This is a genomic window from Pseudomonas sp. JS3066, assembly GCF_036328175.1.
Classification (GTDB): Bacteria; Pseudomonadota; Gammaproteobacteria; order Pseudomonadales; family Pseudomonadaceae; genus Metapseudomonas.
In genome coordinates this window covers 616,221-638,516 of record NZ_CP143312.1, presented here as the reverse complement: position 1 = coordinate 638,516, position 22,296 = coordinate 616,221, and the positions used below count along the sequence as shown (strand labels likewise).

21 protein-coding genes and 1 pseudogene are annotated in these 22,296 nt (G+C 63.3%); 9 read left to right on the top strand and 13 right to left on the bottom strand.

What is annotated here, in order from left to right:
- The first annotated feature begins 49 nt into the window (after window positions 1–49).
- Both SA496_RS03135 and yejK read left to right on the top strand, forming a co-directional pair.
- Window positions 50–1,384 (top strand): TAXI family TRAP transporter solute-binding subunit, encoded by a 1,335-nt coding sequence (locus tag SA496_RS03135; protein WP_330115035.1) that lies wholly within the window; start codon window positions 50–52, stop codon window positions 1,382–1,384.
- A gap of 62 nt (window positions 1,385–1,446) precedes the next feature.
- On the top strand, window positions 1,447–2,454 hold the full coding sequence (gene yejK, locus SA496_RS03130; RefSeq protein WP_330115034.1) for a nucleoid-associated protein YejK: 1,008 nt from the start codon (window positions 1,447–1,449) through the stop codon (window positions 2,452–2,454).
- Between the two features lie 53 nt (window positions 2,455–2,507).
- Here yejK and SA496_RS03125 read toward each other — a convergent pair whose 3' ends face one another.
- The 3 genes from SA496_RS03125 to SA496_RS03115 all read right to left on the bottom strand — a co-directional run bounded on the left by SA496_RS03125 (window position 2,508) and on the right by SA496_RS03115 (window position 4,351).
- Window positions 2,508–3,443 carry a glutathione S-transferase family protein gene (locus SA496_RS03125; RefSeq protein WP_330115033.1) on the bottom strand — a complete coding sequence of 312 codons (936 nt, stop codon included), beginning with the start codon at window positions 3,441–3,443 and terminating at the stop codon, window positions 2,508–2,510.
- Window positions 3,444–3,529: 86 nt separating this feature from the next.
- A complete protein-coding gene (locus tag SA496_RS03120) occupies window positions 3,530–3,817 on the bottom strand; it encodes a GIY-YIG nuclease family protein (protein ID WP_120652834.1) in 288 nt (95 codons plus the stop codon).
- Between the two features lie 48 nt (window positions 3,818–3,865).
- Complete coding sequence (locus SA496_RS03115) at window positions 3,866–4,351, bottom strand: nuclear transport factor 2 family protein (RefSeq protein WP_330115032.1); 486 nt, start codon at window positions 4,349–4,351, stop codon at window positions 3,866–3,868.
- Between the two features lie 119 nt (window positions 4,352–4,470).
- Between SA496_RS03115 and SA496_RS03110 the strand changes: the two genes are divergently transcribed.
- Complete coding sequence (locus SA496_RS03110; RefSeq protein ID WP_330115031.1) at window positions 4,471–5,421, top strand: GlxA family transcriptional regulator; 951 nt, start codon at window positions 4,471–4,473, stop codon at window positions 5,419–5,421.
- Window positions 5,422–5,548: 127 nt separating this feature from the next.
- Here SA496_RS03110 and SA496_RS03105 read toward each other — a convergent pair whose 3' ends face one another.
- The 5 genes from SA496_RS03105 to SA496_RS03085 form a co-directional block, all read right to left on the bottom strand.
- Entirely contained in the window at window positions 5,549–6,181 is a 633-nt protein-coding gene (locus SA496_RS03105) for a helix-turn-helix transcriptional regulator (RefSeq protein ID WP_120652837.1), read from the bottom strand.
- Between the two features lie 79 nt (window positions 6,182–6,260).
- Entirely contained in the window at window positions 6,261–7,385 is a 1,125-nt protein-coding gene (locus tag SA496_RS03100) for an NAD(P)/FAD-dependent oxidoreductase (RefSeq protein ID WP_153922295.1), read from the bottom strand.
- Between the two features lie 10 nt (window positions 7,386–7,395).
- Window positions 7,396–8,352 (bottom strand): ornithine cyclodeaminase family protein, encoded by a 957-nt coding sequence (locus SA496_RS03095; protein WP_330115030.1) that lies wholly within the window; start codon window positions 8,350–8,352, stop codon window positions 7,396–7,398.
- A 178-nt stretch (window positions 8,353–8,530) separates the two neighbouring features.
- Window positions 8,531–9,535, bottom strand: coding sequence for a DUF481 domain-containing protein (locus SA496_RS03090; RefSeq protein ID WP_120652840.1), 1,005 nt, complete (start codon window positions 9,533–9,535; stop codon window positions 8,531–8,533).
- 130 nt (window positions 9,536–9,665) lie between these two features.
- Window positions 9,666–10,664, bottom strand: a complete 999-nt coding sequence (locus tag SA496_RS03085; protein ID WP_120652841.1) for a DUF481 domain-containing protein — start codon at window positions 10,662–10,664, stop codon at window positions 9,666–9,668.
- Here SA496_RS03085 and SA496_RS03080 point away from each other — a divergent pair.
- The gene (locus SA496_RS03080; protein ID WP_153922289.1) at window positions 10,663–11,049 is read left to right on the top strand and encodes an MGMT family protein; all 387 of its coding nucleotides are present in this window, start codon (window positions 10,663–10,665) and stop codon (window positions 11,047–11,049) included. The genes SA496_RS03085 and SA496_RS03080 overlap by 2 nt on opposite strands.
- A gap of 86 nt (window positions 11,050–11,135) precedes the next feature.
- Window positions 11,136–12,875: an AmpG family muropeptide MFS transporter gene (locus SA496_RS03075; protein ID WP_120652843.1), complete on the top strand. Its 1,740-nt coding sequence runs from the start codon at window positions 11,136–11,138 to the stop codon at window positions 12,873–12,875.
- A 42-nt stretch (window positions 12,876–12,917) separates the two neighbouring features.
- On the opposite strand, the gene SA496_RS03070 is transcribed toward SA496_RS03075, so the two are convergent.
- Together SA496_RS03070 and SA496_RS03065 are read right to left on the bottom strand one after the other, a co-directional pair.
- Window positions 12,918–13,742 carry a mechanosensitive ion channel family protein gene (locus SA496_RS03070; RefSeq protein ID WP_120652844.1) on the bottom strand — a complete coding sequence of 275 codons (825 nt, stop codon included), beginning with the start codon at window positions 13,740–13,742 and terminating at the stop codon, window positions 12,918–12,920.
- Window positions 13,743–13,860: 118 nt separating this feature from the next.
- On the bottom strand, window positions 13,861–14,340 hold the full coding sequence (locus SA496_RS03065) for a YajQ family cyclic di-GMP-binding protein (protein WP_120652845.1): 480 nt from the start codon (window positions 14,338–14,340) through the stop codon (window positions 13,861–13,863).
- A gap of 194 nt (window positions 14,341–14,534) precedes the next feature.
- Between SA496_RS03065 and SA496_RS03060 the strand changes: the two are divergent.
- From SA496_RS03060 to SA496_RS03045, 4 genes and pseudogenes are all read left to right on the top strand, one after another.
- Window positions 14,535–15,527 (top strand): annotated as a pseudogene (locus tag SA496_RS03060) (response regulator); the annotation flags it as partial.
- Window positions 15,524–16,435, top strand: a complete 912-nt coding sequence (locus tag SA496_RS03055; RefSeq protein WP_120652847.1) for a putative 2-dehydropantoate 2-reductase — start codon at window positions 15,524–15,526, stop codon at window positions 16,433–16,435. The pseudogene SA496_RS03060 and the gene SA496_RS03055, both read left to right, overlap by 4 nt.
- A gap of 113 nt (window positions 16,436–16,548) precedes the next feature.
- Complete coding sequence (locus SA496_RS03050; RefSeq protein ID WP_120652848.1) at window positions 16,549–18,567, top strand: sensor histidine kinase; 2,019 nt, start codon at window positions 16,549–16,551, stop codon at window positions 18,565–18,567.
- A gap of 1 nt (window position 18,568) precedes the next feature.
- Window positions 18,569–19,144: a cob(I)yrinic acid a,c-diamide adenosyltransferase gene (locus tag SA496_RS03045; protein WP_120652849.1), complete on the top strand. Its 576-nt coding sequence runs from the start codon at window positions 18,569–18,571 to the stop codon at window positions 19,142–19,144.
- 24 nt (window positions 19,145–19,168) lie between these two features.
- Here the strand turns inward: SA496_RS03045 and SA496_RS03040 are convergent, their stop codons facing one another.
- The 3 genes from SA496_RS03040 to argJ form a co-directional block, all read right to left on the bottom strand.
- Window positions 19,169–20,113: a Nudix family hydrolase gene (locus SA496_RS03040; protein WP_153922282.1), complete on the bottom strand. Its 945-nt coding sequence runs from the start codon at window positions 20,111–20,113 to the stop codon at window positions 19,169–19,171.
- Window positions 20,110–20,748: a glutathione S-transferase family protein gene (locus tag SA496_RS03035; RefSeq protein WP_330115029.1), complete on the bottom strand. Its 639-nt coding sequence runs from the start codon at window positions 20,746–20,748 to the stop codon at window positions 20,110–20,112. The genes SA496_RS03040 and SA496_RS03035 overlap by 4 nt, the downstream gene beginning before the upstream one ends.
- Window positions 20,749–21,047: 299 nt before the next feature.
- A complete protein-coding gene (gene argJ / locus SA496_RS03030; RefSeq protein ID WP_120652852.1) occupies window positions 21,048–22,265 on the bottom strand; it encodes a bifunctional glutamate N-acetyltransferase/amino-acid acetyltransferase ArgJ in 1,218 nt (405 codons plus the stop codon).
- Window positions 22,266–22,296 lie beyond the last annotated feature (31 nt).

Sequence of the window (22,296 nt, the reverse complement as noted above, 5' to 3'; positions counted from 1 at the left end):
ACCACGGAGCCGCTATCCTTCCCAGCATTCGCTGCAGACAAGGACAGACATGCAACGCATATTTCGTGACATCAAGATCATGCTCCTGGCCAACCTCTGGCTGATCCCGGTGATGGCGGCGCTTATTGGTGCGCTCTTCTACTTCGTCGCGCCACCGCCGCCCATGCTCGCACGGTTGGCCACCGGCGGCCCCTCGGGCGGCTACAACGCCTTTGGCGAAAAGCTCAAGGAGGAGCTGGCCAAGCAGGGCTTCGAGCTGAAGCTGGTGCGCAGTACCGGCTCGCTGGACAACCTGGCCAAGCTGCAAAGCGGCGAAGTGGATATCGCCCTGGTCCAGAGTGGCCAGGAACTCACCCTGAATGCGAAACAGCGCGAGAATCTGCACGGCCTCGGCGTGATGTACCAGGAGCCGCTCTGGCTGTTCAAACGCAAGGAACTGGACATCGACAGCATGGCCGACCTGCTTCAGCTACGAATCGCGATCGGCGCACCGAACAGCGGCACCCGCTCGGTCAGCGACGCGATCCTCGCCGCCAACCAGATCAGCCCCGAACGCTACCCGCCACAGTGGCAGCCCATCAGCGGCAGCCCGGCAGCCAATGCCCTGCTCGTCGGCGAGCTGGACGCCGGCTTCTTCCTCGGCCCGGCGGAAAGCGCAGTGGTGCAGCGCCTGGCGGCCAGTCCGGAGCTGGACCTGGTCAGCCTGCGCCGCAGCGCTGCCTATCGCGCCCGCCTGCCCTACCTGACCAAGTTGGAGGTGGGCGAAGGCTTGCTCAATCTCTCCAGCAACAGCCCCTCGCGGGACATCCGAACCCTGGCGCCGGTGGCCACCCTGGTAGCGAACGACGAGTTCCACCCCTCGCTCACGCCGCTGATCCTCGAAGCGGCTCGTGAGGTGATGCAGAACGGTACCCTGCTGGACCCGCCCGGCACCTACCCCAGCGCCAAACCGCAAACCCTATCCAGCCTGAGCGAGGCGGATTACTACTACGAGAAAGGCCTGCCGATCCTGCAGCGCTACCTACCGTTCCGTATCGCCTCCCTGGCCGACCGCTACATCATCCTGCTGATCCCGCTGCTGGTGATCATGATCCCGCTGACCAAGGCCGTAGGCCCCATCTACCGCTGGCGCATCCGCGCACGTATCTACCGTTGGTACAAATACCTGCGCGAAATCGACCGCAAACTGGACAGCGGCACGCCGCCGGAACAGCTCGCCGCCGAGATCGAGCACCTGGAAACGCTGGAACAGCGCCTGGCCAAGGTGGAAGTGCCGCTGTCCTACTCCAATGAGCTCTACGACCTGCATGTGCACCTGCGCTACGTGATCGCACGGCTGCAGGCCGTGCAGAGTCGGCAGGCAGACGTGGATCAGGTCGGGTAAACTGGCGCACTCTTACTGTCGGCGCTTCCTCGCGCCGGATGTGCCCCTGAGAGCGAAGATCCATGCCCATCCGCCACTGCATCGTTCATTTCATCGACAAGAAGCCCGACGGCAGCGCCGCCGTGCTGCATGCCCGGGATAGCGAGCTGGGCGAATCCCAGGCCATGGAAAACCTCCTGGCCGATCTCAACGAGAGCTACAACGCCAAGCAAGGCAAGGCCTGGGGCTTCTTCCACGAGGAATCCGGTGCCTATCCCTTCAGCGGCTGGCTGAAGGAGTACCAGGAAGGCGCGCGCGACTTCACTGCCTTCAGCCGCCAAGCGGTCGAGCACCTGCAAAAACTAATGGAAGAGTCCAATCTCTCCACCGGCGGCCATGTGCTGTTCGCCCATTACCAGCAAGGCATGACCGACTACCTGGCCATCGCCCTGTTGCACCACAGCGAAGGCGTGGCGGTGACCGACTCGCTGGAAGTGGCACCGGCCAAGCACCTGGACCTGGGCCAGTTGCACCTGGCTGCGCGCATCAACATCTCCGAGTGGAAGAACAACCAGCAGTCGAAGCAGTACATCTCCTTCATCAAGGGCAAGAACGGCAAGAAGGTCTCGGACTACTTCCGCGACTTCATCGGCTGCCAGGAAGGCGTCGACCCGCCGAGCGAAACCCGCACCCTGCTCAAGGCCTTCAGCGATTTCGTGGAAAGCGAGGACCTTGCAGAAGAGCAGGCCCGCGAGAAGACCAAGACCCTGGTCGACTACGCCACGACGCAGGCAAAGATGGGCGAGCCGATCACCCTGGACGAGCTTTCCGGCCTGATCGACGAAGACCGCCCGCGCGCCTTCTACGAACACATACGCAACAAGGACTACGGCCTGTCCCCGGAAATCCCGCCGGACAAGCGCACCTTGAGCCAGTTCCAGCGCTTCACCGGTCGCGCCGAAGGCCTGTCGATCAGCTTCGAAGCTCACTTGCTGGGTTCGAAGGTCGAGTACGACGAAGGCCGTGACATGCTGATCATCCGGCAGTTGCCGACGCAGCTGAAAGATCAGCTGAAACGGCGCAAGGACTGAATCCCTGTGGGGGCGAATTCATTCGCCCCCACAGAACAGCGGTTCGCCCCGGCTCAACGGGCTTCGATGCGGAACCCCAGGCGTGGGAAGTGCACATGCACGACACCGGCGCGTTCGTCCCGGCGGCGCAGGATGATTTCCTCGCGGCCCACGAACACCAGCTCGCCTTCCACCGGATCAACGCCGTAGTCCGTAGCCGCCACCAGTACCTTCTGGCCCGGCGCGAAGCCATTGGGGTCGACGAAGTCCTCGACGGGCAAGGCTGCCGGTGTGGCGTTGCGGGCGATATCCACAGCCTCGCCAGACGACAACTCACTCGGCGAGCCATGACCGAAGCCCAGCACCCGGCCCAGCCAGGCGGCCACTTCCGGATAGTCGTCCACCAGCGGCGCAGTCACCGGGGTGCCCTTGAGGAACCACAGGCAATGCGCCAGGGAGAAATCGGCGATGGAGGGCTCGCCGAAAAGGAAATCGCCTTCACTGCGCGCCAGTTGCTGCTCGGCACGTCCCATGATGGCCGGCCAATTGTGCTTGGCCTGCTCCAGCGGCAGGCGGGTGAGGCTGCCGCCACTGAACAGCCCGGCACGGTCGGCCAAGAGCGCCTTCAACATTTCCGGGGGCAGTTTGCCGAAGCGAACTGCCACCGACTCCGGCTGGAACACCAGGGCAACGGCATGCTGGAACACCACCGTATCCACCCACTGGGCGAAGCTGGCGACGTTGAGTTCCTGACCTTCCGGGAAGAACGCCGGGGTGGCTTTCTCCGCCTCCAGGTGGCGAGCGATGAGAGCAGTGTCGCAGTAGATGTCGGCACCCACTTGCAGCACCGGGGTCTTGCGATAACCGCCGGTCAGGGCGATGAGATCGGGCTTGGGCATCACCGGCGGGATCTTCACAGAACGCCAGGACAACTGCTTGAAGCCCAGCATCAGACGGGCCTTCTCGGCGAAGGGCGAAGTCGGGTAGTGGTGCAGGATCAGCTCGTGCATGACGGTCTCCGCGTCAGGTCTTGTGAATAACGCAGCTTACCCGGGGCAAGCGGGGTGGCCCATGCCCTGCGCCTGATAGCGCGGCATCAGCCCGCTGGATTAAGGGTTACCAGGCGCTCCTTGGCAGCCTTGCGCAATTGTTTGATGGCGCGCTCTCGGCGCAGCGCTTCGCTCTTGTCGGCACATGCCTCGACGAATACCAGGGCGCGGGCCGGGCTGGAGTGGAAGAACCTCGCCCCCTTGCCACTCTGGTGCTGGGCAAAACGCCGCTGCGGGTCGTCGCTGATGCCGCAATAGAGGGCACCGTTCTCGGCGCGCACCAGGTAGACGTACCAAGGCTTGCTGGCGGGGGTGGATTCGGTTTGCTCGGGCATTGCGGGGTCCTGACGGAAGGCCGCCGCATTAGGCATCGCCTCAACGGATCAAGACAAGTCCTTCAGTGCCCCGGCGCGGTACGCCGCGAGTCCTCGCGCCGCCTGCTGGCGAATTGCGTTCTGCACCGGCGGCAGCCAGCCCAGCAGCGTCCCCTTGGCGCCCAGGGCCTGGCGAGCCCAGCGCCAGAGGTCGAAGCTGTCGTGGTGCTCGATGATCTTGCCGTCGGAGAAGAGGAACCGAGCCTGGATACGGTTCTCCACCATGCGCCCGGTCTGGCTGAACAGGTAAGTGGCCACCCAGTTGGCACGACCGGAAAGGTCATCGGCCTCGACGCCATCGAAGGTCAGGCTGAACTTCTGGGCGCGGCTTGCAAGCATGCGCCACATGTCAGCGGCTTCCTGGCCATTGAGATCGGTGAAGACCGGATCACTGAAGTGCACGTCCGGGCTGTAGCAGGCGGCCATGGCCTCGGCGTCGAGCTGCTGGAAGGCTTGGTAGAAACGGGTGATGAGTTCGGCGTTGGGGTGAGCCATGGGCGACTTCCGACAAGGACTGTATGGCTAGCAGTATTGACCCGAATGGCGCGGACCGCGATTGGCGGCATTGCCAACTTTGTGTCAATAATCGCCAACCCAGCTACCGAGTTCGCGCCATGATCCGCGTCGCCCTGTTCGTCTGCCCGCAGACTGTCTGCTCCAGCCTGGCAACGGCCGATGACGCCTTCCGCCTGGCCAACCAGCTGGCCGGCGAGCCGCTGTTCCAGGTCCAGCGCTTCAGCCGTGATGGCCAGTCTGTGGATATCGGCATGGCGGAGGTACGGGTAGACGGCGACCTGGCGTTGGCGGAAGAGGCCAACCTTGTATTGCTGACTGCGACCGGACCCGGGGTGGAGAAGACTCTGGCAGCCAATCAGGCTCTACTGCCCTGGCTGGCTGCCCGCCCACATACCCAGCAACTCGCCAGCCTTTGCAGCAGCGCCTTCCTGCTGGCCGCCTCCGGTCGACTCGACGGACGCCGCGCCACCACCCATTGGGCACTGGCACCGGCCTTTCGCAAGCGTTATCCACAGGTTCGGCTGGAAGCGGACGCCATGCTGACCGAGGACGGCAACCTGTTCTGTTCGGGCGGCGCCCAGGCGGGACTGGACCTCTGCCTGTATCTGATCGGCTGGCACGGTGGTGACTGGCTCGCGCAACGGGTAGCCGGCGCCATGGTGTTCGACATGCAGCGGGGCCACCAATCGCGCTTCGCGCCATTGCTGCCAGCCACTGGCGGCGATGATCCACAGATCGGGCCTCTGTTGCTCTGGCTGCAACGGAACCTGGCCGAGCCGCTGGATCTGGAGGCCCTGGCGGCCCGCGGCCATTGTTCGAGCCGCACTCTGCTGCGGCGCTTCAAGGCCGCTACCGGCCTGACCCCGAATGCGTACTTGCAACGCCTGCGCATCAGCGCGGCGCAGACCGCCCTGCGCAACCCGGCGCGCTCCCTGGAACAGATAGCGGCGCAGGTGGGTTATGCCGACAGGGCGACGTTCGCCAAGTTGTTCAAGCAATTGTGTGGGGAAACACCGGGGGCGTTCAGGCGCAGGCTGCGCACACCCTAGGCGCGCGCAGCACCTCATACAGAGCAAGGCCTGCTTGCTGTGGGAGCGGATTCATACGCGAAGGACCGCGCAGCGGTCCGTGGGCCCAAATCGCGAATGAATTCGCTCCCACAAAAAAACAAACCGCTCAGACCGACTCTTCCTTCAGTTCCTTGAGGTGCTTGTACACGGTGGCGCGGCCCATGTTGAGCACGTTGGCCACGTAGTTCGCGGCGCTCTTGCCCTTGAAGGCACCCTCGGCATGCAGGGCAAGCACCAGTTCGCGCTTGTGATCGCGGGTCAGCAGGTTGAGGCCGAGCTGGCGCTGGCGCAGCCAGTTGTGCAGGAAGGTATTGATACGTTCCTGCCAGTCGTCGCGGAACAGCGCGTCGGGCTGAGGAATGAGTTTGCTGGAGGACAGGAACAGGTCGAGCGCCGCCTTGGCCGCCTCGAACATGGAGATGTTCAGGTTGATGCAGAGCACGGCAAGCGGAGCGCCCTGGGCATCGCGCAGCACAGTGCTGACGGAGCGGATTTTCTGGCCGTCCCAGTTGAGTTTCTCGTAGGGGCCGATGTTCCGCTCGTCCACTTCCTCGCCAAGCATGTCTTCCAGGGCCGCATCGTCGCCGACGCAACGCTTGGAGATGTTGTTGGCGATGTAGTCGATCTTCTGTGTACGCAGGTCGTGCAGCACCACCTCGGCATGGGGAAAGAACAGCGTGGCAATGGCGTCCGCGATGGCGCGATAGTTATCCAGGGCGAGGTCTGGGCGAGGGGTCATGAAGCAGCTCCTGGAGCGGAAAGATCGGCGCCGGGCGCAAAGCCCGGCGCAGCGAGTGTGGCGCAAAGCGCCAACGTCGTCACCCCAGCCGCGCAGGGGAGAGCATGGCCTCGGTCAGGCCGAATTGCGTCAGGTGCTCAGGCAGTGGGCGGCGCAGGATCAGGCACGCACTGGCCTCGCCCATCGCGGCGGAGGTCTGGATACCGTAGCCGCCCTGCCCTGCTACCCAGTAGAAGTCCGGCGTGCGCTGATCGTAACCGGACACCAGGTCGCCATCGGGGAAGAAGGAGCGCAGCCCGGCCCAGACCCGCGCAGGGCGGCGAATACTCATATTGGTGTGTTCCTCGATCTGGTAGATGCCGAGGGCGATGTCCAGCTCTTCCGGCTGCACGTCGTGCGGATCGACCGCGTCGGCATTGGCCGGCGAACCCAGCAGCATTCCGGCATCCGGCTTGAAATAGAAGGATTCGTCCAGGCTCACCAGCGCCGGCCACTTGTGAGCGTCCACGCCTTCGGGCGGAGAGAAGATGAACGCGGCGCGGCGCTTGGGTTGCAGTCCCAGGGGCTGGACGCCGGCAAGCTGCGCGAGCTGGTCGCACCAGGCACCGGCCGCATTGATAAGTGTCGGGGCCTGGAAGCTGCCCTGAGAGGTTTCCACCCGCCACTGATCGCCGTCGCGACTGATACCGGTCACTTCGCAGCTGTGGCGCACTTCGCCGCCGTTGCGGCGAATTCCGCGCAGGTAGCCCTGATGCAACGCATCGGTGTCGATATCGGCGGCGCTGGGATCGAGCATGGCGCCCTGCACCTTGTCCCGGCGCAGTACCGGCACCAGGGCGCAGGCCTGGTCAGGCGTGAGCATTTGCATGTCGGGGACGTTTTCCAGGGCGCTGTCGAACTGACGCTGCAGTTCCTCGGCATCGCCGGTGAAGTCCACCACCATCTCGCCGCGCGGAGTGAGCAGAGGATGCTCGCTGAATCCTTCCGGCGGCGCGTCGAAGAACGCTCGACTCGCGGCGGTCAGCGCGCGTACCTGAGGCGTGCCGTAGGCGACGGTATAGAGCGCAGCGGAACGGCCGGTGGAGTGGTAGCCAGCATGCTCCTCGCGTTCCAGCACCAGCACGCGGCCGTGGCGAGACAGCCAGAAGCCAGTGGAAGCACCGGCGATACCGGCGCCGATGATGATGAAGTCAGCCTGTTGCATGGCGTCTACCTCACTGGCCTTGGCGTTGCAGATGATAAAGGGCGTTGGCCAGGGCCATGTCTTCCAGGCCCAGGCCGATGGAGCGGAAGAACACAGATCGGCTGTAATCCGGTCGGGGTGCCTTGCCGCTCACCAGCTCCGGCAGGTCGCCCCGAATGGCGTCGCGGCTCCAGCCATGTAGCTCGGCGGCGAGCAGCATTTCGCCTGCGGAGCCCGGCGTGGTGGCGCGATAGTCGCAATACACATCCATTTCCCCCAGCGCCTGTGGCGGCACTTCGTGGGCACGCGGGGCGTTGGTGCTGATGGAGGTGACCAGGGCGGGTTTGGTCAGGCTGCGCGGGTCCAGCACCGGGCCCGCAGACGACGTGCAGAGCATCACCACGTCGGCGTCGGCGACAGCGTCCTCCAAGGTGGCACTGAACTCCACGCGCGTGTCCTGAGCGGCCAGTTGCATCCGGGCGTCGGCGTCGTCAGACAGGGACGGCGAATAGACAGCAATGCACTGCCAGTCACGCAGGCCTTTCACGTAATGCAGGTGGGCGCGGGCCACCGGACCGCTGCCGATCACGGCAAGTCGTCGGGCCTGGGCCGGAGCGAGCGTCTCGACTGCAACGGCGGTGGTAGCGGCGGTGCGTGCGGTGGTCAGCTCAGCGGCATCGCAGAGTAGAAGCGGTTGGCCGCTGTCCATGGACATCAGCAGGGTCCAGGCCGTGACCAGGGCACCTTCGGGTTTCTTGATATAGGGCGAGGTCTTGACGCCATAGACCCCGTCCTTCGCCAGAACGCCCAGGTAATTGATGAAGTCGCCTGCGGCATTGGGGAATTCCACCAACTGCTGGGCCGGCTGTACCGCTTCACCCGCGGCAAGGTCGAGGAACATGCTGCGCATGGCTTGGTGGACGTCTACCTGCTGAAGCAGGCGGCGGGCTTCGGCTTGCTGGAGAACGATGGGCGGGGTGCTGGACATGAGGGACGCTCCCGGGGCTGACATAAACAATTTGTCCATCTTGGACTTTTAAGTTTACATCAGCAAGGGGAGGGCGAGCCGGATGTACGAGATTGGCGCCTGGGTGTAAGGACAGGCACCGCGTATGGGAGCGACTTCAATCGCGAATGAAGTCGCTCCCACAGGCAGGGCCGGCTTGCTACCAGCCTACGCCGAAGCCCACGGTGTAGCGGGTTTCATCGATTTCGCCTTCAGCACCGCTGACCTGGTCCTTCTCCGCCTTCATGTTGAGCGAGGCCCAGTCGGTGAGCTTGTAGCGCAGGCCTACTTCGGCATCCAGGGAGTAGTCGGCGGTGTTGTCCAGCGGGCGGCCGACCTCACCGCTCGTGAAGAGCTCCACAGTCTTGCCCACCAGGTAGCGGTTGTAGTCCCACTTGGTACTGATGGAGTAGAAGCTTTCTTTTTCGCCATTGGAGAACTGATAGTCGCTGCGGTTGACCAGCCCGGCCAGGGAGAAGGCCCCGAGCTCGTCGTCCCAGAACTGGTAACCGGGACCGGTACCCAGGGTGCGCTGGCGTTCGAGGTCTTCGACCTTGTCGCGTTTGTATTCACCGCGACCCTGCCAGAAGAATTTCTGGGTAATGAAGCGATCGAGGGCGTACTCGGCTTCCCAGTTGTCCGTGGTCTTCACATCGTCGGTGAATTCGCGGTTGTATTCGCCTGAGGCATTGTGCCGCCAGCGGCCGTGGCGCGCCTTGGTCTTGAAGTCGACATCGTAGTCGTCGGTATCCTTCTCGGCGCGCTTGTAGTCCAGAGCCAGGTCGACGTTGCCGCTCCAGGTCAGGTCTTCCACCAGGGGCTTGGGCTTCATGATCTGCTCGATGCTGGCCAGTTCGACTTCCTTCGGCGCCTCGCCATTGGCGAGGATGACCTTGCCTTCGTCGGCGCGATGCAGCGACTTGGCGCGCTCGCCGTTGAGATCGTCCTGCTTGACCAGCAACTCGCGATCGCTTTCCAGGGTGGCGACTTTCTTCCAGTCCAACGGGATGGTGCCGCCGTAGTCGGTCTCGAGAACCAACTTGCCACCATCGAACACGCGGATAGTGCCTGTGAGTTTGTCGCCGTTCTTCATCCAGACGGTGTCGGCGAAGGCGGTGGAGGAAGCGGCGGCGAGCGCCATGCACAGCAGATTTCTGGACAACATAAAGCGGATTCTTTGCTCGGGTCTTCGAAAAAAGCCGGGCATTATCCTTATGACCGACAGCAGAGCAAGGACTGACCGGCCAGCGTCCGCTGAGTTCCAGAAAATCGATAGGCGTGATCCTCCCCTGGCCCTACCAGCCGATGCCGACACCAATGAGATAGTGCCTGTCGGAGTCGGTCTGGCCCAAGCCGCTCACCTGATCCAGTTCGTAAAGAAGCGACAGGCGTGCCCAGTCATTCAGGCGATAACGCAGGCCGAATTCGCTGTCGAGGACGTAGTCGATTTCATCTATCTGCGGCACCTGTAGCTGGGCCTTGGAATAGAGTTCGAAGCGAGTCCCCCAGATCAACCGCTTGAAGTCCCATTCGAAGGAGTAGGCGTTGAAGTCCAGGTCGCCGGCGTCGCTCTCCAGCTGGAAACGAGACAACTGTGCGATGAGGTCGAAGCGGCCCAGTTCGTTGTCCCAGAAGCGATAACCGGGCCCAAGGCCATAGGATCGCTGCCTCTCGAAGAACTGGAACTCGTCGTTCTCCTGGTCGTAGCTGCCACGCACGAACCAGTGCTGCGTGAGGAAGCGGTCGAGGTCGTATTCCAGCTCCCAGTTATCTTCGGTGCGCTCGCCGTTCTTGGTCTCCTTCTCGAACTGGCCGCTCAGTACATGCCGCCAGCGGCCGTGTTCGACACGGGTATCACCCTTGAGCTTCCATTCGTCCGTCTTGTCGTCATTGCGCTCCATGTCCAGCTTGGCATCGAGATTGCCTTCCCAGACCCGGTCCCGGATGAAAGGCCGCGGCGGCACCATCTGGCGAATGCTCGCCAGCGGCACCGTCTCGCTCTCGCCATTGACCAGGCGCACCATGCCTTTGCCCGCCGCGCCAAGGCTGCGGCTATGCTGGCTGTCGAGTCCGTCGCGCTTGATCTGCAACGGTTTCTCGGAGCGGAGGGTGTCGATATCCTTCCAGTCGATCAGCACCTGGCCGGCGTATTTGGTCTTCAATGCAAGCTTGCCACCATCGAGCAGGATGATCTCCCCGGTCAGGCGATCACCGTTGTTCAACCACACGGTGTCGGCCCAGAGCGGCAAGCAGGTCAGCAATACGAACGAAGCAATCAGGCTACGGAGCAGCATGGTCGGTAAGAAGAAGAAAGAAGAAGCGCCTGAGCATGCATGGTCCGACTTGCCGGCAGCAAGCACGGACGTCCGCCGTGAGGCGCTCTACCTGACCCTGAACCAGGTTCCGGAAGGCAAGGTAGTGACCTATGGCGAACTGGCCGAACTGGCCGGCCTGGGCCGCGCCGCACGCTGGGTCGGTCGAACCCTGAGCCAGTTGCCGACAGGTACCCAGCTGCCCTGGCATCGGGTGCTGGGGGCCGGCGGACGCTTCAGCCTGGCGCTGGGCACGCCCTCTGGCAATGAGCAGCGGGCACGTTTGCGCGCCGAAGGGGTCAGTATCCAGAACGATCGGGTGGACATGCGTCGGCACGGCTGGCATCCCATGCCACCCAAGAGTTAGAGTGCGCCCTGCCCTTTTTCTGCCCCCATCATGGACGCCGCGAGCAGCCTCATGCCCAGCACCACGTTTTTCGGACCACTCCGCTAATGCCCCATCAATCCTGGCGCGCAGCCATCGCCGCCTATGCCACGCCAGCCACTCTTTCGCTGTTGCTGCTCGGGTTCGCCGCTGGCCTCCCCTACATGCTGGTGTTTTCCACACTTTCTGTCTGGCTTCGCGAGGCTGGGGTATCCCGCGAGACCATCGGCTTCGCCAGCCTGATCGGCCTGGCGTACGCCTTCAAATGGATCTGGTCGCCGCTGCTCGACCAATGGCGCCTTCCGCTACTGGGCCGACTCGGCCGACGTCGCTCCTGGCTGGTGCTGTCACAGGCACTGGTGGGTCTGGGGCTGGTGGGCATGGCCCTGTGCGACCCCAAGACCAACCTCACCTGGCTTATCGCGCTGGCGGTGCTGGTGGCGTTCGCCTCGGCTACGCAGGACATCGCCATCGACGCCTACCGCCTGGAAATTGCCGAGGACAGCCGCCAGGCCGCGCTGGCCGCCAGTTACATGACGGGCTACCGCGTATCCGCACTGCTCGCCACCGCAGGCGCGCTCTACTTTGCCGAGTGGTTCGGCTCCACCGCCCAGGTCTATGATTACGGCGCCTGGGCTGGCACCTACCTGCTGTTCGCGCTGCTGATGCTACCGGGACTGATCACCAGCCTGTGGATGCGCGAGCCACCGGTGGACCTCCCGGCAACGAGCACCACTTCGCGCTTCAAGCTCAAGCACCAGCTCTCTTCCGTGCTGATCCTGCTGGTCATGCTGATCTCCCTACCGGCAATGATCACCGGGCTGCTCGACCGGGCCTGGCCACGCGCCGCGCTGTACGCCATCTTCCTGGTCACCTGCCTGTCGCCCTGGGGAATGCGCCAGATCCTGCCGGTGCGCGAACTGCTCAGCCAGCAGCGCCGCCAGCTGCTGGTGGCCGCGCGCGGCAAGGTGATGCCCAACTTCGACTTCGTCCACCAGGCGGTGTCGATCATCGTCCTGATCGTGATCCTGGTGACCATCGCCGCTGCAGCCAAGGCCTTCTCGTCCGGCGCCTGGCCACGCGGGACGATGTTCCTGCTGATCACCCTGGCCTGCTTCTCCGCCGCCGGCCGCCTCCTGATGGCGCCGGTGCTGACCCCGATCAGCGAGTTCGTCCAGCGTTACCGCTGGCAGGCGTTGCTGCTGTTGGGGCTGATCGCCACCTACCGCATGTCGGACACCGTAATGGGCGTGATGGCCAACGTGTTCTACATCGACCAGGGCTTCACCAAGGAGCAGATCGCCAGCGTCAGCAAACTGTTCGGCCTGGTGATGACCCTGCTCGGCGCGGGTGCCGGCGGTGTGCTCATCGTGCGCTTCGGCATCCTGCCGATCCTGTTCATAGGCGGCATCAGCTCGGCGGCCACCAACCTGATGTTCGTGGCCCTGAGCGACATGGGTGCCCACCTGAACATGCTCATCCTGACCATTTCCTGCGACAACTTCAGCGCCGGGCTGGCCACTTCGGCGTTCGTTGCCTATCTCTCGAGCCTGACCAACCTGAAGTTCTCCGCGACCCAGTACGCCCTGCTCAGCTCCATCATGCTGTTGCTGCCGCGACTGATCGGCGGTTACTCGGGCGTGATGGTGGAGAGCGTGGGGTACCACAACTTCTTCCTGATCACGGCGCTGTTGGGCATTCCCACCCTGGTGCTGATCGCCATCCAGTGGGGCCGCGACCGCAAGCAGCCGAAGGAGAATGGCTCCTCCGATGCACCGGCGACACCGGGCTCTACCGAGCAACCATGAAAAAGGCCGGCGAATGCCGGCCTTTTTCGTTCACGCCTAACCTCAGCTCGGCACCACCTGCACCATACGCGGCGGCTGCGCCAGCTCGACGCCCACCGCATTGAGGCCATCGCGCACGGTTTCGTTGAGCTTGAAGATCACACCCCAGTAATCGGCGTTGGAAACCCACAGGCGCAGCGACAGGTTGATCGAGGTATCGCCCAGGGACGAAACCACTACCACCGGCTCCGGATCCTTGTGTACGCGCGGGTCCTGCGCCAGCTTCAGCAGCACATCACGAGCCTTGGAAAGGTCGGTGGTGTAGTCCACTTTCACGTCATACAGAACCTGACGATTGGCCTGCTTGGAGTAGTTGGTGATGATGCCGTTGGACAGGCTGCCATTGGGCATGATCACGGTCTTGTTGTCGCCGGTACGCAACACGGTGTGGAAGATCTGGATGTGATCGACCGTGCCGGAAACGCCCTGCGCCTCGATGAAGTCACCGACCTTGAACGGACGGAACAGCAGGATCAGCACGCCACCCGCGAAGTTGGCCAGGCTGCCCTGCAGCGCCAGGCCGATGGCCAGGCCCGCTGCACCGATGGCAGCCACGAAGGAGGTGGTCGATATGCCGATCATGGACGCCACACTGACCAGCAGCAGCACTTTCAGGACTATGTTGGCCAGGCTGCCGATAAATCCCTGCAGGGTACGATCGACGCGGCGGTGCTGCATCAGCGCACCGACCCGGCCGGTCAGCACATTGATCAGCCACCAGCCGATCAGCAGGGTGAGCAGAGCCAGGGTCAGCTTGCCGCTGTATTCCAGAACTACGGGCAGCCAGGCTTCGGATACCTTCACCAGTTGGTCGACGTTCATCTCCATGTGCACTCTCCCGCGCTATTTCAGCGATGCAAAAAACCAGGCCGCCATGGACAAGCCATGGCGGCAAAGGTTCAAAGAACTCCTGTTTTGCGACGCGAATCGGTCGCGAAGGTTCCGCTCAGTCGCGGAAGTTGTTGAATTGCAGCGGCATGCCGAACTCCTTGGCACGCAGGGCGGCAATGGCTTCCTGCAGGTCGTCGCGCTTCTTGCCGGTGACACGTACCTGCTCACCCTGAATCGCGGCCTGGACCTTGAGTTTGCTTTCCTTGATATGAGCGACGATCTTTTTCGCCAGCTCCTTGTCGATACCTTCGCGTAGAACGGCTTCCTGCTTGACGATCTTGCCGGAAGCGTAGGAATCCTTGATCTCCAGGCACTGGACATCGATCTTGCGCTTGACCAGAGCCATCCTGAGGATTTCCAGCATCTGTTCCAGCTGGAAATCAGCATCGGCCGTCAGGGTGACCGTCAGTTCCTTGAACTCGAAACTGCCCTTGCCGCGCAGGTCGTAGCGGCGATCGAGCTCCTTCATGGCGTTATCGACGGCGTTAGTGACTTCGTGTTTGTCCAGTTCGGACACCACGTCGAACGAGGGCATGGGATTCCTCCAGATAGACGGCGCGATCTGCATCACGGATATGAAAGCGCCTGGCTTGACGGTTAAAAATGCGCACCCATTATAACCGAGCGACAAGCCGCCTTCTGGAGACCATCCCCAGCAGTCCGAAACCGGCAGAACGGTAGGGCGACAAGGCAACCCGAACGAGGCTTGATATCATAACGCCATACACCGCTGTTCCACTCCCCTTGCGAGCCTGCCACATGCCCAACCCTCATCTCAGTATCCTGGTGGTGGACGATGCCAAGTTCTCCAGCGCCATGATCGGCCGTACCCTCAGCCAGGCCGGCTACCAGGATCTGCGATTCGCCAGCAGCGCCAGCGAAGCCCTGCAGTTGCTGGAGCACAAGCCCGCCAACGTCATTCTTGCCGACTGGCTGATGCCCGAGATCGACGGTCTCGAATTGACCGCCCGGGTGCGTCAGCTGGATGAGATGACCGATCACTACAGCTACATCATCCTGCTCACGGGCAAGGAGGGTGAAAACGTCCTCGGTGAAGCCTTCGACCGCGGCGTGGACGATTTCATCAGCAAGGCGGCCATGAGCGAGCAATTGGTCCCCCGGGTCTATGCGGCTGATCGCCTGTGTAACACCCTGCAACGCCTGCTGCAGGAGAACCGTCTGCTGACCCAGAACATCGCCAGCCTGGAACAGCGCAACCTGGTGGACTCGCTCACTGGCCTCGGCAACCCGCGCTACCTGCGCCAGAAGCTTGCCGACAGCCTGCGCCAGGTGGAGTCCCGGGGCGGCGCTATGTGCTACCTGTTGATTGGCCTGCTGGATGCTCCGCAATTGCGCCAGCAGTACGGCGAAGCCTTCTACAACGAACTGCTGCACGGCGTCGCCCGGCGCCTGCAGCAGTTAGTGCGCCCGCTGGACGTCCTGACGCGCGTGGACGACAGCCATTTCGGCCTGATCACTCTGCTCGACGACCTTCACGAATGCTCTCCGAGCAGCTTCCGCCGCCTGCATGAAGGGCTGAACCTGAAGGCCTTCAAGACCAGCGAGGGCTTCATCACCCTCAAGGCCGGCATCGCCCTCGTCGGCCTGGATACCAAAGCCCTGCCTCTGGATGTCGAGGAGCTTCTGGAAAAGGCCAATGCGATGCTCCCCGAAGCCTATGCCAGCGGTCGCGTCACCGCTCTGCGCCTGCCGCAACCATGACCTGGCATATTCTCGGCGCGGGTAGCCTGGGCAGTCTCTGGGCCGCCCGCCTCGCGCGCGCCGGGAAGTCGGTACGGCTGATCCTGCGCGATCGTGCACGGCTGAAGACCTATGAAGCAGCCGGCGGCCTGACCCTGGTCGAACAGGGCCGGGCGCAGCAGTACGCCATTCCCGCCGGGCTGCCCAGTAACGCCGGGCCCATCAGCCGCCTGCTGGTCGCCTGCAAGGCTTACGACGCCGAGGCAGCGGTCCAGCCCCTGCTTCCGCATCTCGCCCCCGGCGCCGAACTCATCCTTCTACAGAACGGACTGGGCAGCCAGGACGCCGTGGCCCTGCGTCTACCCCACGCCCGCTGCATACTCGCCTCCAGTACCGAAGGGGCCTTTCGCGAAGCGGATTTCCGCGTGGTCTATGCCGGCCATGGCTTCACCTGGCTGGGCGACCCGCTGCAGCCCGCCGCCCCGGCCTGGCTGGATGAGTTGGAACAAGCCGGCATTCCCCACGGTTGGACGCCCGACATCCTGTCGCGTCTCTGGCGCAAGCTGGCGCTGAACTGCGCGATCAATCCCCTCACCGTGCTTTACAACTGCCGCAACGGCGGTCTGGCCGAGCACCCTGCGGAAGTCAATGTGCTCTGCATCGAGCTGGCCGATCTGCTGCGCCGCTGCGGCCAACCCGACGCCGCCGAAGGCCTGCACGAGGAAGTGCAACGCGTGATCCAGGCAACCGCGGCGAACTACTCATCGATGTACCAGGATGTGGCAAACAGCCGCCGCACCGAGATCAGTTACCTGCTCGGCCACGCCTGTGCCTCCGCCGCACGCCATCGAATCAGCCTGCCGCACCTGAACAGCCTGCACGCCCGCCTCAAGTCCCATCTCGAAAAGCTCGGATTGCCCGTCACCTGACCCCGCGCTAGGCTCTGTTCGAAAAGCCGTCGAGCGACGGTCAGCTTCACCGATGCGTAGGCGCTTTTCGTACGAAGCCCAACCAGTCCCTCAGCCCAGCCGCGGATACTTCCTTGACCAGCCTGCGTCAGCGCCTCGAGAACCTGTCGGTCGGCCGCAAATTGCTAGCCGCACTGCTGGTCCTGCTCGCCACTGTCCTGCTCATTGCCAACCTGGCCTTCATCAGCGCCGCCTACTGGATCTCCCAGGAAAGCGTTGCGCCCCAAGGCCTGGAAACCCTCGGGCGACTTTTCGCCACTTCGGCCGTCGGCCCGGAAGCACTGTCCTCGGAAGAAAACGCCAAGACCATGCTGCAGCGCCTGGACGGCTATACGCCGCTGCGTGCCGCCGCCCTGTACGACAGTGACGGCCGACTGCTGGCTCAGTTGCAGCGGGGCGAACAGCTGGACCTTCCGCTAAAGGCCAGCGACATTCCCGGATGGCGCCTGCGCGAATTCCGCACATCCCACCTTGCCGAACTACCGATTCCCGGAAAGCCCGCCGGCCACTTGCTGCTGGTAGCCTCCAGTGAGCTGCCGGGCGTGTTCTACACCGGCACCCTGACAGCAAGCCTGGCCATCCTCGCCTGCAGCGTCCTGCTCTGGCTGCTGGTGGCGCGGCAAATCCGTCGCATGGTCACCCGCCCCATCCGACGCCTGGAGGAGCTCTCGCGCCAGGTGACCCGCGAAGAGAACTATGCCCTGCGTGCTCCCCGTGGCAATCGCGACGAAATCGGCAGCCTGGCGGACGCGTTCAACACCATGCTCAGCCGCATCGAGGCCCGCGAGCAGCAACTCAAGCGTGCCCGCGACGACGCCCAGGCGGCGTTCGACCAGGCCCATGAACTTGCGGAGGAAACCCGTCACTCCAACCGCAAGCTGGAGCTCGAAGTGCAGGTGCGCAGCAAGATCGAGAAGAAGCTCACCGGTTTCCAGAACTACCTGAACAGCATCATCGACTCCATGCCCTCGGCGCTCATCGCGCTGGACGAACAGCTCTACGTTACACAATGGAACCAGGAGGCCAGCGCACTCTCCGGCACACCCATGGACGATGCGCTCAACCAGCCGGTATTCCTCGCCTTTCCCTCGCTCAAGCCCTTCCTCCCGCAGATCCGCCTGACGGCCGAAAAGCACAAGGTGGAGAAGGTGGAACGGGTGAGCTGGCTGGTGGGCGAGAACGTCCACAACTATGCACTGACCTTCTACCCGCTGATGGGGGGTACCGGGCGCGGTGTGGTAATACGCATCGACGACATCACCCAGCGTCTATCGATGGAAGAACTGATGGTGCAATCGGAGAAGATGCTCTCGGTAGGCGGCCTGGCCGCCGGCATGGCCCACGAGATCAACAACCCGCTGGGTGCCATCCTGCACAACGTGCAGAACATCCGCAGGCGCATCTCCCCTGAACTCGACCGCAACCAGCAGCAAGCGGCCATCAACGGCCTCAGCCTGACATCAGTCAACCAATACCTGGAGGCACGCGAGGTGCCCAAGCTGCTGGACGACATTCATCAGGCTGGTGCCCGTGCTGCAAAGATCGTTTCCCACATGCTCGCCTTCAGTCGGCGCAGCAATCGCCAGTTGGCGCCCTGCCAGTTGCCGGTACTGATCGACCAGGCACTGGAAATCGCCAGCAACGACTTCGACCTGACGGAAGGTTTCGACTTCAAGGGTCTCAAGATCGTCCGCGAGTTCGACCCGGAGCTGGGACCCGTTCCGGGCACCGCGAACGAGCTGGAGCAGGTGTTGCTCAACCTGCTGAAAAACGCCGCCCAGGCCATTCACCTGCGCGAAGACGATGAGGAAGGCCGCATCACGCTTCGCACCAGGCTGTGCCCGCCTTGGGCGGAAATCCAGGTGGAGGATACCGGCATGGGTATCCCCGAGAACGTGCGCAAGCGCATCTTCGAGCCCTTCTTCACCACCAAGGAGGTGGGCCAGGGCACGGGGCTCGGGCTGTCGGTCTCGTACTTCATCATCACCAACAACCACAAGGGGCAGATGGAAGTGCAGTCCAAGCCTGGCCAGGGCACCTGCTTTACCCTGCGCCTGCCGCTGACTTCCGCTACCACGGAAGCAGGAACCTGAAATGGGCAATCGCCTTTCCAAAATCTATACCCGCACCGGCGACAAGGGCGAAACCGGCCTCTCCAGCGGCCGACGCGTGCCGAAGAATCACCCGCGAATCGAAGCCATCGGTGAGCTCGACAGCCTGAACAGCCATCTCGGTCTGTTGCTCGCGGAACTGGCCGAAGGGCTGCCGCAATGGCCCGGTTTGAGCGAGGTGATCGACGTGCTTGCGCCCTGCCAGCACCGATTGTTCGACCTTGGCGGTGAACTGGCGATGCCGGAGTATCAGGTGGTGGAAAAGCCAGAGATCGAGCGACTGGAGGCCGTCATCGACCTCTGGAACGACGAACTCGGGCCTTTGAAGAACTTCATTCTTCCCGGCGGCTCCCGCCTGATCGCCCAGGCCCACATCTGCCGCAGCCACGCCCGCAGTGCCGAACGCCGGACCCAGGCGCTGAATGGCGAGGAACCGCTGCGCGAAGAGCTGCTGGCCTACCTGAACCGCCTATCTGACCTGCTGTTCGTCGCCGCGCGCTTGATTGCGCGACGACAAGGGGTGGATGAGGTGCTGTGGCAGGCAGCGAAGAAAAACTGAGGGCGGTTGCACTTCGCGAACAGCTCACGCCTCTGGCCAGAACGCCCGAATTCCTGCCACACCCTGGGCACCGATCTTCCAGGCACGCTCCTGCTCATTGGGGCCAACGCCGCCCAGCAGATAGGCCGGCTGGTTGAAACCACGAAGCAGCTCCTCGGCGCGGTCCCAACCCAGGGGCTGCGCTTCGGGATGGGTCTGGGTGGCTTGCACTGGCGAGAGGGTGACGAAATCCACCTCCATGGCCGCGGCAAGTTGCAATTCCTCGATGCTGTGGCAGGACGCCGCCAGCCAGCGCTCACGTGGGAACGGGCGGCCGTTGGGGGCGTACTTGCGCAGTTGTTCGGCTGTCAGGTGCCAACCGGCAGCGGGAAAATCGCCCAGCCACTCCAGCGGTCCCTTGAGCATCAGCTGCGCCTTGCCCGCGCAGAGTCCCTGTACATCCACGGCCAGGTCGCGGTACTGGGCATCGAACATGCGCGGCGCACGCAGCTGCACTAGGCGTACGCCACTGGCCAGGGCCGTCTTGAGGCCAGCCAGCAGGGCCTGTGGTTCGATGTCATCCGGGGTTATCAGGTAGCGGTCGGGCAACCGCGCGGCGGCAACTATCGGCTTGTTCGCGGCCGGGAATTCGTAGTCGCCGAGTTCTCGCGGCGATGCCCAGGTCAGTGGCTGACCTTCGGCGCCATGGGGTTCGCCGGTGAACGCGCTGACTTCCCAGACATCCAGCAGTACATGCTTGTCCGGGTAGTCATGGTGAATCTGGATGAGTGGCCTGGCAGCGCTTACACGGATGCCCAGTTCCTCTTCCAACTCGCGGGAGAGCGCGGCCTGCACGGCCTCCCCCTCCTCCACCTTGCCGCCGGGAAACTCCCAGAGGCCGCCCTGGTGCTTGTCGTCAGGGCGCCTGGCAATCAGTACCCGGCCGTCGGCGCCGCGGATGACTGCGGCGGCAACATGCACTCGTTTCATTCGATGATCTCCGTTTCCTGCAAGGCGGCCTGGTACCAGCGTTGGAAGGCAGGCCACCGGTAGATTGTTTCGACATAGGCCTCGGCATCCGCCGGCAGCTCAACGGCGTAACTGCGCAAGCGGCTGGCCACAGGTGCGTAGAAGGCATCGGCGATACTGGCATGGCCGAACAGATAGGGACCGTCCTGGCCGAATCGCGAGCGGCATTCGACCCAGATTGCACAGATGCGACGAATGTCCTCGGCCACCCCTTCCGGCACCTCGGGCAGCGCCTGATTGCGCTTCATGTCCATGGGCATATGGCTGCGCAGGGGAACGAAGCCGCTGTGCATCTCGGCACAGACGGCACGAGCGAAGGCGCGGGCGGACTGACCGAAGGGCCACAAGTGCGCCTCAGGGAAACGTTCGGCGAGATATTCCGCTATGGCCAGGGAATCCCAGATGGTGCCGTCTTCAGACTGCAGCACCGGCACTTTGGCGGTGGGCGAATAGGCGAGCAGGCGCTTGTGACTGTCCGCCTGGTACAGCGGTACACGTACTTCGTCGTAAGGCGAGCCAGTCAGCTCCATGGCAAGCCATGCGCGCAACGACCAAGACGAGTAGTTCTTGTTGCCGATTACCAAAGTCAGGGACATGTCCAGCTCCTTCTTTCCAGTTCCTCGATATGTCGCTGGATCATGAAGAGCGTATGTGCCCATGGCAAATTCCCGATTTTCATCGGGGGATGAAAATCGGGAATGCCGCCGTACTGCAGAACCCGTTCACGATCTTGCAAGCTAGAGAAGAACAAGCGGAGTAACAGCCGAAGGCTCGCCTGCAAGACGAGCGTAGCGAGTCATGGCTGAGGGCGCGGAGTTCACGAGCCGTAAACGAGCAAGCCCTAAGCCACTCCCAACGCAGTTACTCCGACCCGCATCTGATCGTGGACAGGTTATCAGGTGCGGTACTCGGCATTGATCTTCACGTACTCGTGGGACAAGTCGGTGGTCCAGATGGTCTCGCTGCAATCGCCACGTCCGAGCTCGATGCGGATGGTGATTTCCTCACGGGCCATCACCGCCGCGCCCTGCGCTTCGGTGTAGGTGGAAGCACGGCCACCCTGGCTGGCGATGCAGACTTCACCCAGGAACACGTCGATCTTGCTCACGTCCAGGTTCGGCACGCCAGCGTAGCCAACGGCCGCGAGGATACGGCCCCAGTTCGGGTCGGATGCGAACAGTGCAGTCTTGATCAGCGGTGAGTGAGCCACGGCATAGGCTACATCGAGGCACTCCTGGTGGTTACCACCACCATTGACCTGCACGGTGACGAACTTGGTCGCGCCTTCGCCGTCGCGCACGATGGCCTGGGCAATTTCCATGAAGACGTCGAACACAGCCTGCTTGAGCTTGGCGAACAGCTCTCCGCTAGCCGCAGTGATTTCCGGCAGGGCTGCCTGGCCGGTGGCGATAAGCATGCAGCAGTCGTTGGTTGAAGTGTCGCCGTCAATGGTGATGCGGTTGAACGACTTGTTCGCCGCATCGCGCACCAGGGCATGCAGTACGTCGCGGGCAACCTTGGCGTCGGTGGCGATGTAGCCGAGCATGGTGGCCATGTTCGGGCGAATCATACCGGCGCCCTTGCTGATGCCGGTGATGGTAACGGTCACGCCGTCGTGCTCGAACTGGCGGCTGGCCCCCTTGGGCACGGTGTCGGTGGTCATGATGCCTTCGGCGGCCTGGGCCCAGTTACTCACCTTGAGGTCGGCAAGGGCAGCCTCCAGAGCACCTTCGATCTTCTCGACCGGCAGCGGCTCGCCAATCACACCCGTGGAGAACGGCAGCACGGCGTCTTCACCGACTCCAGCCAGCTCGGCCAGCTTGGCGCAGGCACGACGGGCACGGACCAGACCATCCGGGCCGGTTCCGGCGTTGGCGTTGCCGGTGTTGGTCAACAGGTAGCGCACTTCGCCTTCCAGGCGCTCACGGGTTACCAGCACCGGGGCGGCACAGAACGCGTTGGTGGTGGTAACACCGGCGATGGTCGAGCCTTCAGCGCAGCGCATCACCACCACATCCTTGCGCCCGGGGCGCTTGATGCCGGCAGAGGCGATGCCGAGTTCGAAACCGGGTACCGGGTGCAGCGTAGGCAGAGGGCCAAGACCAACAGCCATGGGAAGCGCTCCTTTGTCAGCGGGAGACCGG